This window comes from Bacillus sp. XF8 (assembly GCF_017498755.1).
Classification (GTDB): domain Bacteria; phylum Bacillota; class Bacilli; order Bacillales; family Bacillaceae_G; genus Bacillus_A; species Bacillus_A bingmayongensis.
On record NZ_JAGDQK010000024.1, the window covers coordinates 70,011 to 83,847 of the forward strand.

General features: G+C 35.5%; 13 protein-coding genes. 2 read left to right on the forward strand and 11 right to left on the reverse strand.

The window, feature by feature from the left end; all coding sequences use genetic code 11:
- Nucleotides 1-120: 120 nt before the first annotated feature.
- From J4P91_RS16235 to J4P91_RS16245, 3 genes are read right to left on the reverse strand one after another with little or no spacing between them, the layout of a single operon-like run.
- Nucleotides 121-987 (reverse strand): YihY/virulence factor BrkB family protein, encoded by an 867-nt coding sequence (locus tag J4P91_RS16235; protein ID WP_017154029.1) that lies wholly within the window; start codon nucleotides 985-987, stop codon nucleotides 121-123.
- 6 nt (nucleotides 988-993) lie between these two features.
- Nucleotides 994-1,509 carry a DUF4075 domain-containing protein gene (locus J4P91_RS16240; RefSeq protein WP_207994947.1) on the reverse strand — a complete coding sequence of 172 codons (516 nt, stop codon included), beginning with the start codon at nucleotides 1,507-1,509 and terminating at the stop codon, nucleotides 994-996.
- Between the two features lie 53 nt (nucleotides 1,510-1,562).
- Nucleotides 1,563-2,027: a low molecular weight protein-tyrosine-phosphatase gene (locus J4P91_RS16245; protein WP_017154031.1), complete on the reverse strand. Its 465-nt coding sequence runs from the start codon at nucleotides 2,025-2,027 to the stop codon at nucleotides 1,563-1,565.
- Between the two features lie 171 nt (nucleotides 2,028-2,198).
- Here J4P91_RS16245 and J4P91_RS16250 point away from each other — a divergent pair, with 171 nt between their 5' ends.
- Together J4P91_RS16250 and J4P91_RS16255 are read left to right on the forward strand one after the other, a co-directional pair.
- The gene (locus J4P91_RS16250) at nucleotides 2,199-2,423 is read left to right on the forward strand and encodes a DUF1128 domain-containing protein (RefSeq protein WP_017154032.1); all 225 of its coding nucleotides are present in this window, start codon (nucleotides 2,199-2,201) and stop codon (nucleotides 2,421-2,423) included.
- A gap of 177 nt (nucleotides 2,424-2,600) precedes the next feature.
- Complete coding sequence (locus J4P91_RS16255; protein ID WP_207994948.1) at nucleotides 2,601-5,267, forward strand: cation-translocating P-type ATPase; 2,667 nt, start codon at nucleotides 2,601-2,603, stop codon at nucleotides 5,265-5,267.
- A 37-nt stretch (nucleotides 5,268-5,304) separates the two neighbouring features.
- Here the strand turns inward: J4P91_RS16255 and J4P91_RS16260 are convergent, their stop codons facing one another.
- The 8 genes from J4P91_RS16260 to J4P91_RS16295 form a co-directional block, all read right to left on the reverse strand.
- Nucleotides 5,305-6,390 carry a toxic anion resistance protein gene (locus J4P91_RS16260; protein WP_207994949.1) on the reverse strand — a complete coding sequence of 362 codons (1,086 nt, stop codon included), beginning with the start codon at nucleotides 6,388-6,390 and terminating at the stop codon, nucleotides 5,305-5,307.
- 18 nt (nucleotides 6,391-6,408) lie between these two features.
- Nucleotides 6,409-8,040: a YceG family protein gene (locus tag J4P91_RS16265; protein ID WP_207994950.1), complete on the reverse strand. Its 1,632-nt coding sequence runs from the start codon at nucleotides 8,038-8,040 to the stop codon at nucleotides 6,409-6,411.
- Nucleotides 8,041-8,156: 116 nt separating this feature from the next.
- A complete protein-coding gene (locus J4P91_RS16270) occupies nucleotides 8,157-8,948 on the reverse strand; it encodes a TerC family protein (RefSeq protein WP_207994951.1) in 792 nt (263 codons plus the stop codon).
- A gap of 71 nt (nucleotides 8,949-9,019) precedes the next feature.
- Nucleotides 9,020-9,598 carry a TerD family protein gene (locus J4P91_RS16275; RefSeq protein ID WP_017154037.1) on the reverse strand — a complete coding sequence of 193 codons (579 nt, stop codon included), beginning with the start codon at nucleotides 9,596-9,598 and terminating at the stop codon, nucleotides 9,020-9,022.
- Nucleotides 9,599-9,866: 268 nt separating this feature from the next.
- Nucleotides 9,867-10,451, reverse strand: a complete 585-nt coding sequence (locus J4P91_RS16280; RefSeq protein ID WP_207994952.1) for a TerD family protein — start codon at nucleotides 10,449-10,451, stop codon at nucleotides 9,867-9,869.
- Between the two features lie 24 nt (nucleotides 10,452-10,475).
- Nucleotides 10,476-11,072 carry a TerD family protein gene (locus J4P91_RS16285; protein WP_017154039.1) on the reverse strand — a complete coding sequence of 199 codons (597 nt, stop codon included), beginning with the start codon at nucleotides 11,070-11,072 and terminating at the stop codon, nucleotides 10,476-10,478.
- A 128-nt stretch (nucleotides 11,073-11,200) separates the two neighbouring features.
- Entirely contained in the window at nucleotides 11,201-12,079 is an 879-nt protein-coding gene (locus tag J4P91_RS16290; RefSeq protein WP_207994953.1) for an ROK family protein, read from the reverse strand.
- Between the two features lie 69 nt (nucleotides 12,080-12,148).
- On the reverse strand, nucleotides 12,149-13,837 hold a 1,689-nt coding region (locus J4P91_RS16295), incomplete at its 5' end, for an SH3 domain-containing protein (protein WP_207994954.1).

The following is a 13,837-nucleotide window of genomic DNA, read 5'->3' on the forward strand; positions in this document are numbered from 1 at the left end:
TTTTATGTTTTGGATGCGAACTACTTTTTTGTTTACCTTGGCTTTTATTATTATGATTTTTTTTATTGTTGCTCATTTTTAATCCCCTCCTGTTCCTTTATAATATGGAACAAAAACTCATTATTCATTACGGGAATTATTGTCACCTGTCCGGTAAAAATTTAGTAATGCATTAATTTCTCCACCAAGCAAGATGACCCAAGCCGTTAAATAGAACCATAACATTAAAATGATAATACCACCAAGACCGCCGTATGTATTCGCATAATTTGCAAATTTGTCTACGTAATATGCAAATGAGTACGATACCACAATCCACCCAATCGTTGCAAATAGTGCTCCTGATATAACTTCTCTTCTCTTTAATTTTCGATCCGGTGCAAACGTATATAAAAAGCTAAATAAAGCAAATAACACTAAAAAACTGGCTACTAATCGTATAATACTCCATACAAAAGAAAAGCTCTCCGATAAACCGAGTGCTTTAAAAACTGCTGCTCCAATTACTTGTCCAAACACAGGAACAATTAATGCAAACACAATCATAAAAATTATTGCTAAAGTAAACACAATAGACAAAGCCCTCGTTGCAATAAAAGAGCGTGTCTCCTTTACATCATACGCACGATTAAAGGCATTCATAACTGCATTTACTCCGTTCGAAGCGAACCATAACATCGATAATAAACCAAATGATAATAAGCCACTGTTTTGTTCATTTACAACTTTATCTACATTCACTTCAATTAAATTCATTGCATCGTCAGGTACATAAACTTCTAATAAACCTAGTACATCCTCTGTTTGAATAGGAATGAATCCAAGAAGCGTAATTAAAAAAACAAGTCCAGGAAAAATGGCAAGCAAGAAGAAATAAGCGAGCTGTGCTGCTAAACCCGCTACGTCATCTCGCATCGTTCGGTCATATAAATCTTTCCCAAACGAATAGACACGATTTCCCCTTGCTTTCTCTAGAATCTTTTTCATATTTCTCTAAACGCTTTTCTTCTCTTCTTTATCTTGCTTTAATTCAATATACGCTTCCGTTTTTTTTTCTTCTGCATTAGATTCCTTCATAAATAACTCACGTGCTTCTTTCATGCCACCATCTTCAGCTACTACCGGCTCTTCCTCGGCTTTTAATTCCTGAGCTTTTGGAGCTGCAGCCTGAATCTCAATTGTTTCCATTTTTTCTTCTGGTTCAACTTTTTTCTTACTAAAAATTTCTTTCGTTTCCTTTAACGTTTCGACAACAGATGGTGTTAATTTTTTGATTTCTGCTACCTTTGCCTTCATAACATTAAAATCTGCAAGTTCGCGTCCTTTATCTGTAACAGTTTGCACTTTTTCTTTTATCTTTGCATTCTCGCCAATTTCAATCATTTTTGATTTTGCTTTTTCTGCTGTATTTTTCACTTTCTCACGATTTTCTTTCTTAAGCATAGAAACAGCTACACCTGCTGCTACCCCAATCGCAATGTTTCGAGCTATATTATTCTTCTTTGCCATATTCCTTCACCCTTTCATTTCTTATGTTAGAAAGTATCTCTTTCTAATCTTTCTCAGATTCCTTGCTCATTTCGAATGAATGCTAATAATTTTGCACACCCTTCTGTTACAAGGTCATATACTTCTTGAAAGTTCCCTGTAAAATAAGGGTCAGGAACATCCGTCCAGCCACCGTCTGGAACAAAATCGGACAGTCTACCAATATAGCCTCCGGTTTTACCTAAACTTTCTAAATCTGCTATATTCTTGTTGTCCATGGCGATAATATAATCAAACTTTGTTAAGTCTTCTTTTTCTACTTGCCGTGCTTTAATTCCTTCAAAAGAGACTTCATTTTCTTTTAAAATTTTTTGTGTTCCTTCATGAGGCTGATGGCCAATATGCCAATCTCCTGTCCCTGCAGAGTCAATATGAATTTTATCCTCTATTCCCTCTCGCACAACAAGATTACGAAAAATTGCTTCTGCCATCGGAGAACGACAAATGTTTCCAAGACAAACAAATAATACTTGAACCATATGTGTTTCTTCCCTTCTGGGTGCATTTCTTATATATACATATAGTATAAACAACCAATTATTAATTATAAAGGAAATTCCTACTAACTTAATATGATTGAAAAGTTTCATTAACGAAAATGATAAAAAATGTTAAGATATCCTTATGTTATTTCAAAGGGGGACACTTCGGTGGATTTATCCGTAAAATCGCAAGAAAATGTTGAATATATGGTCGAAGCTATTAAAGAAAAGTTACGCATGGTAAACGCTGGTGCAATGCGTGCTGAAAGCTTTAACGAAGAAATGTATGAGGATTTACGTGACATTTACGATCATGTAATGAAACGTGAAACATTTAGTATTAGTGAAATGCAAGCTATTACAGAGGAATTAGGTACATTAATTAAAAAATAATGAAGGGTCCCTTAAACAAAGGGGCTTTTTTAATTCTAACAAATTCATGACATCCTTTCACTTTTCTACATCTATTTTCCAAATGCTGTACAATAAAAAGAGAACTTCACCATAGACCTCACATCCAATACTCTCCACATTACCATTGCTAACTGTGTTTACCGGAGGTGCTTATCGATGAGCAATTGGTACAGTAAAACGACAGATCAAACAATACTTGCACTTGAAACAAATGAACAACATGGTTTAACAGAAGAAATGGTGCAAAGTCGGCTAAAAAAATATGGTCGAAATGAGCTCACTACAAAACGAAAACGGACTTTATGGCAACGTATTTTTGCCCAAATTAATGATGTCCTCGTCTATGTTCTTTTAATTGCTGCTCTTATTTCTACCTTTGTAGGTGAATGGGCCGATGCTAGCATTATTGCTCTCGTTGTTGTTTTAAACGCTGTAATCGGTGTCATTCAAGAATCGAAAGCAGAACAAGCTTTAGAAGCATTAAAAAAGATGGCAACACCAAAAGCAATTGTAAAACGGGATGGTGAACTAAAAGAAATTCCATCAGAAGATGTTGTTCCAGGGGATATCGTTATGCTCGATGCAGGACGATATATTCCTTGCGACTTACGCCTTATTGAGACTGCAAATTTAAAAATTGAGGAATCTGCTTTAACAGGTGAATCTGTTCCTGTTGATAAAGACTCACTTTATCATCCTTCACTTCAAACTGAAGAACAAATCCCACTAGGTGATCAAAAAAATATGGCCTTTATGTCCACTCTTGTTACGTACGGACGAGGCGTTGGCGTTGCTGTTGAAACGGGAATGAAATCACAAATTGGAAAAATTGCTACTCTCTTGCATGAAGCTGACGATGATGCAACACCACTTCAAAAAAGTTTAGCGCAAGTCGGAAAATATTTAGGCTTTGTAGCTGTAGCAATCTGTATCATTATGTTCTTCATCGGATATTTCCAAGGCCGAGACACTTTAGAAATGTTTATGACTGCCATTAGCTTAGCGGTTGCTGCGATTCCAGAAGGATTACCAGCAATTGTTTCCATTGTTCTCGCAATTGGTGTACAGCGTATGATTAAACAAAACGTCATCATTCGTAAACTTCCAGCCGTCGAAGCACTTGGTTCTGTTACGATTATTTGTTCAGATAAAACTGGTACATTAACACAAAATAAAATGACAGTTACTCACTTCTATAGTGATCGTACATACGACAAATTAGAGAATTTAAACGTAAATAATAACGCTCAGCGCTTATTATTAGAAAATATGATTCTATGTAACGACGCATCTTATACAACTGAATCACAGACTGGCGATCCAACAGAAATTGCCCTTCTTGTTGCCGGCAGCACCTTTGGCTTTCAAAAAGATGCTTTAGAAGTTCAACATAGACGTGTGAACGAATTACCATTTGACTCTGAACGCAAAATGATGTCAACACTGCATGAATACAATGAAAACTATTACAATATGACAAAAGGAGCAATTGATAAACTCTTACCTCGCTGTACCCATATCTTTATAAATGGTAGGGCGGAGATATTAACCGAAGCAGATAAAGAACAAATATTTGAAGCTGCTCAAATGATGTCCCAAAAAGCTTTGCGTGTACTATCATTTGCTTTTAAACAGCATGATACACAAAGCATTGCCAACAATCACATGGAAGAGAGTCTTATATTCATAGGGCTTGTCGGTATGATTGATCCACCACGAACAGAAGTAAAAGCATCTATTGCTGAATGTAAAAACGCAGGAATTCGTACCGTTATGATTACAGGAGATCATAAAGATACCGCTTTTGCCATTGCAAAAGAACTTGGTATTGCTGAAAAAGAATCCGAAGTCATGATTGGAACTGAATTAGATCTTATTTCAGATGAAAATCTAGCGAATGAAATCAATCATTTAAATGTCTTTGCTCGCGTCTCTCCAGAGCATAAAGTAAAAATTGTTAAAGCATTGCGTGCAAAAGGAAATATCGTTTCCATGACTGGGGATGGTGTAAATGATGCACCATCTTTAAAACAAGCAGATATTGGCGTCGCAATGGGCATCACGGGAACGGATGTCGCTAAAGGGGCAGCTGATATGGTTTTAACAGATGATAACTTCTCATCCATTGTCAAAGCTGTTGAAGAAGGAAGAAATATTTATCGCAACATTAAAAAATCAATTCTTTTCCTACTCTCTTGTAACTTTGGAGAGATTATTGCACTCTTCTTAGCTATTCTACTCGGCTGGGCTACCCCGCTTCGTCCGATTCACATTTTGTGGGTGAATTTAATTACAGATACACTCCCAGCTCTATCACTAGGTGTCGACCCAGAAGACCCAGATGTGATGAAAGAAAAACCGCGTCATGCAAAAGAGAGTTTATTCAGTGGTAGTGTTCCTTTCCTTATCCTAAACGGAATTGTAATTGGACTCATTACTTTAATCGCCTTTATTGTTGGCGCAAAACTCTATACCGGAGATACAAATATCTTCCCGCTCTTCCCATCTCAAATTGATGATGATGCTTTATTACATGCCCAAACGATGGCGTTTGTCGTACTTAGCTTTTCACAGCTCGTTCATTCGTTAAACTTACGGTCTCGTACGAAATCAATTTTCTCAATTGGGATATTTACAAATAAATACTTAGTTTTCTCTCTACTTATCGGTGTACTTATGCAAATATGTATTATCTCAATTCCACCGATTGCTAATATATTTGGGGTACATGCCTTAACATTAAAAGATTGGGGATTTGTTATATTACTAAGTATTATTCCGCTTGTTGTAAATGAGATTATAAAAGTGTTTAAGAAAAATTAAAAGGCAATGAGTACTCTCCTCATTGCCTTTTTTCACATTATCCTTGCAATTCTTTTTTTATATTCTCTGTAAGTTCTGCCATACGTTTGCGGCTTTCTTCACGTTCACGTTTGTTTTGCTCTTCAATTTGCTGTGTTTCTTGCATACCTCTTGAAATAATATTCCATGTTTCTTCAAGTGTTTCCATTTTAATACTAGAAGAACCAGAAAGTCTTGCTACCTCTACACTTTGCGTTGCAATGTTTTGTGCATTTTTCTTAAGTAGCTCATTTGTACGACGGTCAAGCTCAGCCATAGAATCAGCAACAAGCTTTTGACGTTTTGCGTTCACAGCTTGAATAATTCCATTTTTAAAAATAGGAATTGTTGTAATAAACGCTGTATTAATTTTACCAATTAATTTGTTATTACCACGCTGAATCATGCGAATTTGTGGTGCCGTTAATAACGCAACCATACGAGCCTTCTCTAAATCATCAATGCGTTGCTCTAAAATTTCAACAGAGTTTCTCAAAGATTCTAATTCGATACCTGCTAATTGATCATTGTTGCGAACGCGTTCTTCATACATTGGAACTAACTCTGTATTTAAACGCTCCAGTAACATTTCTCCTGCTACTACATATTTCTCTAAGTCTAAATAATATTTTAAGTTTTGTTCATATAAGCCATCTAACGTACCAATTGATTTTTTCATTTCATCTTGGTATTTCGTAATTTCCACGTACACTTTATCCATTTCACGGCCCATCGTTTGATACTTACTAAAGATTTGTTCAATCATTTTATCTGCTTTTTTAAACATACGAGAGAAAAATCCACTCTTTTCTTCCGCAAAATCTTTGCTATCAAACTTATCCATAATTTTACCAAGCTGTTTTAACAGCTCACCAGAATCTTCTATCTTTGATAAAGACATCGTATGTAAAATTTGATCTGCAAAACGAGAAATTTCTATAGAAGGTTCTTTTCCAAGTTCAATTAATTCCAATTGATCTTTAATATCAACAGCATTATAAATACGTTGAACTTCAGCATCTTGTCTCAGTTGCAAGCGAACATCTTGTGCTGTTTGCTCATTTAATTCGGTTTTCGGATCTAATACGATAGGATTGTTATTCATATATTATTCTCTCCTTCTTTATAAAAATGGACGGAATAGCCCTTTTATTGTTTGAGATAAGTTCTTATAGGCTGATGGACCATGAAATTCAAGATCAAAATTCACTTCTTCAAGCCAATGCGAATCGAATGCTCCTGCTTCAATATACGGTTCAATATCATTTCTTCCTGTCGGATTGAAGTGCAGTACATCAATTCCGATTTGATTTAAGAACAACAGCAAGACGGCATCAGAACGAGTTAATTCTCCGCTTTTCTCATTATTAAATATAACAATTTTTGGTACTTCTTGCGAATAATCAAATTTCTCAAGTAGCTCTAAAATATGAGGTGGAATTTGCGAAAGCTGCGCAAAAACATACAGTGCTACATCTTGCTTTGTTTCTTTTCCCACTGGTTTACAAAGTTCACTTTCACACGTATGAATAATCGCTTCTGCAATCCCATGCTGCAGTCCTTCAGGTAAACGCTTATGTGGCCACCAATGACTATTCATAATTTGATCGGGATGCAGATTTCCAGCACGGTCTAATGCATCTCGATAATGGAATTGAAAGTTTGCTTTTTGTTCTTTTGTAAATGGAAATGTATTAATTAACAGGCTGTTATCAAATGACGTTACTGTCTTCAACCTTTGAAAGTACTCTTTGTCATTTTTTGAAACACCTGATACTTTCGCAAATAAAGATGGAATATAAATATGTTTATTTTCCACAAAGAATGTCGGTCGAACAAATGCCTTTTCTTTCGTAATTAAAAATAGTTCATCATATGTTGTTTTCAGTGTACGCGCTACAGGTGTGTACGTACGAAATTGCCAAGGTTTATACAATAAAGAATTATCATGATGAAGCACTTGTTCAATTTCTTTCGATGCTTGATAAGCTACCGTTGCGACACGTTCCCGGCGTCGATCTGGAAATGGTTCTAATGAAATACGACCTGGGTGAGAGATAACAAATGTCTTATCTTCATCATCAACATTTTCAAAGCCATCTTTTCCTTCTGGATGATAATATAAAACATCACACCCGAGCATAATAAGAAAGTACAAGAAATAGATACGACTCTCCTTCGCATCTCCGTACCAAACAATGCGAGGCATTTGTTTCTTATAATTAATTGTAGAAAACCATTGTGCTACATAATTTTCGCTTAATTTAATGATATCAATTAAGAAACGGCGAAAACCTTCTGTTTTTAATGATTGATTATGTTGTTTCTCGTACAATTTTAATACAGAGATAAATGTTGTATGTATATAGTGTTGTAAATCTGGATTATCAACTTTAGGCAACAACTGTTTTCCTGATAAATGTGCAACAAGGCGGTTTACAGTAAGTCCGTTTGGCGCTTCTTGATGTAATGTAAATACTTCTTGAATTTGGCGAAGTTTCTCGGAATCAATCACTTTATTTAAATTCTGTTCGTGCAGTACAGTAATTCCTTTTGCTTCACTATAATCAAACAGTTCATTAAAATATTCATCTACATCGTTTGGGACGCCAAGAATGCGACAAGCTATATAACTAAAATTCATCCCATTCTCTTTTAATTCATACTGCGGGCGCTTTTCTAAAATCGTTTCAAATTGTTTTAAATCAGCTTCTTCTTTTAATGCATGTGGATGAAGTGTAAAACGCGAAAACACGACAGTTCACCTCCAAAAAACATTTACTTTTTAAAAAATAATATCTTATCTCTTTATTATAAACTATTTTAAGTTATAAAAAATGGGCGCTCGTATAACGAGCTAACCCATTTCAATTATTTATCTTCTTTCTTAGTAGCCGCAATTTCTTCTCTGGCTTGTCCAGATTTTTTCATATAATGCACAACAAATGTCGCTCCGAATGCAACAACTAAAATAATAAAGAATACTGTATGGCTAATGTGAATATCAATTACCGATAACATCATTTTTGTTGCAATGATTAAAATTAAAATATATGCTGTCGTTTCAAGCTCTGGAATACGTTCTAGTAATTTTAAAAATACACCAGCAATACCGCGCATCATTAAAATACCAAGCATTCCACCTAATAGTAGAATCCAAACTTCATTGGAAACACCGAATGCTGCAAGAACGCTGTCTACTGAAAAGGCGATATCCATTAATTCAACCATGACAACTGTTCCCCAGAAAACACCAAATATTCTAAAGAGGATGCTGTTTTGATTCATACCATGAGCTTCTTCTTCTTCATTTTCACCTTTTTTCTTATCAATGAAGTACTTCACTGATAACCAAGCAAGGTAAAGTGCACCAAGTACTTTAACCCACCATAGTTTAATTAAGAACATCCCGATTCCAATCGCAATAAAGCGGAATACATATGCACCAATTAATCCATAAAATAATGCTTTTTTGCGTTTTTCCTCTGGTAAATGTTTTACCATTACTGCTAATACAAGTGCGTTATCAGCAGATAATAAACCTTCGAGTACAACCAGTGTACCGATTAACCCCCATGATACTGGATCTTGCAACACCTTAATCCACATGTCCAAATCAAAAAATTGGGCATACGTATCAAGAATGCCTTGTAAAATGCTCATCTTACTGTTTTCCCCTATTCTTTGCTAGATTTATAGAAAGGCGAAAAAAGGAAACGAAATTCGTTTCCCTCTTATGCATCCAAGCCATACGCTCTTACAAGCGCACCTAAACCGCCTTGGAATCCGCTTCCTACTGCATTAAACTTCCACTGTCCATTATGACGGTATAATTCACAAAAGACAACTGCTGTTTCAATGGAGAAATCTTCCCCTAAATCAAAACGAAGAACTTCTTCATTTGTCTCTTCATTTGCTAGACGAGCAAATGCATTTGCAACTTGTCCGAAGTTTTGATTACGTCCTTCTGCATCATAAATCGTAACTGTAATTGCAATTTTGTGCACATCTGCTGGAACTTTAGTTAAATCCACAACAAGTTGCTCATCATCGCCTTCACCTTCACCTGTACGGTTATCACCTGTATGTAAAACCGATCCACAAGGAGACTGTAAGTTGTTGTAGAAAATGAAATCTGCTTCTTTTGTACATTTTCCATTCGCATCTAATAAGAAGGCAGATGCATCTAAATCATAGTCAGATCCACCGTCATATGACTTAATGTCCCATCCAAGACCGATAACTGCCTTTGTAAGACCTGGGCTTGTCTTACCTAGATCAATTTTCTGTCCTTTTTGTAATTGAATAACCATCTATATTCACCTCTTATACTATAATTCTAAAAATATATACATGAGTAAAGCACATGCTCAATCATATATAAATCCATTTTGATTTTTCGACATATAAGTCGCCGCTACGAAAAACAAAAAGTGACCTGCACTCGTTTTCTCTCTATTTTCACTTGGCATGGGGCAGGAAGAAGATCTGACCGCTTCTATGCATGGCCAGATACTCTCGCCCGCCTAAAAAGAAAGCTTTTATGTCGTTTTTTCAATTTGTATTTATATATTTTTCTTATTACTCTACATCTAAACCAAAGTTGTTACATAAAGCACCTAATCCACCTTGGAATCCACTTCCGATTGCATTAAACTTCCATTCACCAGCATGACGATATAATTCACCGACTACTACTGCTGTTTCAATAGAGAAGTCTTCTCCTAAATCGTAACGAATTAACTCTGCATTCTTCTCTTCATCCAAAATACGTACGAAAGAGTTGGATACTTGTCCAAAGTTTTGGCTACGGTTTTCACCATCATAAATTGTAATTGTAAAACAAATACGCTCAATATGTGCTGGAACATTCTTCAAGTCCACTTTAATTGTTTCATCATCGCCTTCACCTTCACCAGTACGATTATCTCCTAAATGCTCTACAGAACCGTTTGCACCCTTTGGATTATTATAGAAAACAAAATCTTCTTGACCTGATACTTTACCGTTTGCACCTACTAAGAAAATACTTACGTCTAAATCGAAATCATTTTGTCCATCATAGCGGTTTGTATCCCAGCCAAGACCTACAAGAACGTTAGAAAGACCTGGATTTGTTTTTGTTAAATCTACTTTTTGTCCTTTTTTTAACGAGATAGCTGCCATATATTATTCCTCCTATAAATTGTATTACTGATAACGTGATACAATTCCACTTAAATTCTTATCTTGTGTACCTTCTCCAACTGCAGAAAACTTCCAATCGTTACCGTGACGATACATTTCTCCTGCAATTAATGTTGTTTTCCCGCCGTAATTTTCCGATAAATTATAACGTGCTAATTCTTCACGCGTCTGCGGATTTTGAATACGAATATAGGCATTCTGAATCATGCCAAAATCTTGACGACGGTTGACACAATCATAAATATTTACGACAAATACTAAACGATTAATACGGCTCGGAACCTTATGCAATTCTACGAAGATCGTTTCGTCATCGCCAGCACCTTCACCTGTTAAATTATCACCTGAATGAATAATGCTTCCACAAGCAGATAGCTTATTTCCAAAATAAACGAGATCATTTTTATTTAAAAAACGATCCTTTTCTAGCATAACCACAGATGCATCACAATCAACGCTTGGTTTGCTTCCAAATAACGAAGATAAAAATCCACCTGATTGTCCAATTGGATCCCATCCTAAGCCAACCTGTAATTTTGTTACTCCTGGTTGTCCCTTCGTTAAATCAATCTTCTGTCCTTTTTCTAAAATAATAGGCATGAAGTTTCTTCCTTTCTACAAGATATTTTCCAAATGGGAAAATATTGTATTCTTCCTCTATATTGTAGCATTATTTGTCGATTGAGAAAAAGAATAAATTTTCAATTATATGAAAACATCTGTATCATTTATTCATAGCGATGTAATAAGTGGTAAATTGAACCAATAAGCCCTGCATGATTACCATTTTGCGCAAGACTAATCTCACATGTATTATAAATTTCCTGATGCAAATATTTCTGTACTTCTTCTTTCACTTCATCTAAAAACTTAGTACCTCTAGCCGTAATACCACCACCAATAATAATCGTTTGTGGATTAAAAATATACGCAAGATTACTAATTCCAATCGCTAAGTGTTTAAAGAATACTTGAACTGCTTCTATAACTTCTTTATCCTTTTTATCATATAATTCAAAAATCTTTTTTCCATTCCAATTTCCATCACCTTTATATTGCTTTACAAGATGAATTAATCCTGAAATAGATGCAATCTCTTCAAATGGCTTTCCTTCTATTAATATATTTCCCCATTCACCTGCACTAAATGAATGCCCTCTGTATAATTCCTCGTTAATAACAATAGCTCCACCAATTCCTGTTCCAATTGTAAGGATAATAAAGTTGTTCTTTTGGCTTCCAACACCTTTCCATCTCTCTCCTAATGCCGCACAATTCACATCATTTTCAATCGCAATAGGAACTTTCAGCGCAGTTTGTAATCTATCAACAATAGGAATGCCAGCATAGCGTGGAATATGGTCCACGCCGCCAGTTATTATTCCTTTGTTTATATCAACAATGCCTGCTGTACTTATACCAACACCAGAAATGGCACGTTGATTCATTAAATCTTGAGACAAACAAATCAGCTTTTGAACAATTTGTTCGCCTCCTAAATATGCCTCTGTTTGAACAAATTGATGTTCTAACAATACCCCTGATTCTGAAACAATCCCGCATTTAATCTGTGTACCACCAATATCAAATGCAATATATTTTTTCATCCTGTCACTTCCTTCTAACAGTATGAGCCTGTTTTGCTAAATTGATAAAATGCAAGATTCCCCTCTACTTTAATAAGAGTTTACTAGCTTCACTGATTCTGTCTTCACATAAACACTATTATACGTTTTATTATCTGAAACGATTTCATAATATGACCCTTGCGGCGTGTGCATCGTATTTTTAATCGCCACCATTATATTTCGAGATGTGGAACCATTTTGATTTCCAGCTAAATTTTTATACACTGCTGAACCTGTTTTCAACGTTCCAAGTTGGTATTTATTTAAATCTTTACTTCCGTTCATTGCATCAATTCTATACATAAGTGACGCAATTTGTTGCCCCCAGTTTTCATCACTTGCATACATAACGTTCATACCTTGCGCTTTATCGCCTAAGTTTCCACCATTATATGTGTTTCCACTTGGCGTTAAGTAATATTTGTCGATGTACGCTGCACAAAAGTCAATGCCTTCTTCCCATGTTTTAAATCCAGTTGCTCCGTTATACGGATCTGAGTCTACTGCTCTAAATCCAAATAAATTTTTCTTATCTTGTGCAATGCGACTTGTTCCCCAACCAGACTCTAAAATTGCATGTGATAATAAATACCCAGCATTCATCTTATACTTCTCTGCCGCACTTACAAAATATTTCCCTAATCCAATAAGAGGACTATTAGCATTAGATTTACGTAAGAAATTATCAATCTCTTCTCCCGTATACGTAGAAGTTACGCGCAGTGGCACATACTCAAAGTATTGATAACTATCTTTCCCACCAATTTGTGTTTTATCGAATGCCTCATAGCGTTCGCCTTCTTTTAAATGCTTTGGCGCATTTCCAATTTGATACGTTGCATATTTACCAGTAGAAGAATTATACACATAATGATACAACTTTCCATTTTTCACTGAATAATACGAAGTTGTCGCCCCTGTCATTGTCGGATGCAATGTTACATCATTTATATTCACGTATCCTGTCATTCCATCAATTTTCACATGTATACGATTACCTACAGCTTTTATAAATTTTAAGTCTGCTCCACCTTTTACATATGTAAGCTTCTTCCCCGTTGCAATATCATAAATGTTAATAACACCATTCGCCCGAACAAATCCTTGCTTCATATTCACAACTTTACCACCGCTTGTAATATAAGCATCTTCTTTCATATTTTGCATAATTTGCTCAGCTTCCACTTCATTTGGCTTTTGAATTTTTTGAGATGAAGTAACAATTTCATATGAAGAAGAACCTTGTTTCATTTTTAAGAATTGTAATGAGACATAGCCTTCACTGCCACTAAATCGCACTTTTGCCCAGCCATTCTCTTTCGCAACTATCGTAACCTTTTCTCCATTTTTCAAATGACCAATGATTGCAGTTCCTGTAGATGGACCTTTACGAACATTTAATAAAGAAGCATTTACAACTGCTCGTTCTTCTATAACTTCTCCAGGAACAGTTGGATTTGTAGGATCCATTCCAATTTGAACAAACTCTAGTGAGATATAACCTTCGTTTCCTTTATAATTAATCTTCGCCCAGCCGTTTGCTTTTCCTAGAATCGTTACCTTTTCTCCTTTTTTTAAGTTTCCAAGTATCGCACTGCTTGTATTCGCTTGGCTTCTCACTCGCAAACTTGTTGCGGTAATTGTTCCACTTTCTTGTACACCATTTGTAATATTACCCGGCTTTTCTTCTTGCTTTCCGCCTTCTAATTTCACAAACTCTAGTGATATGTATCCTTC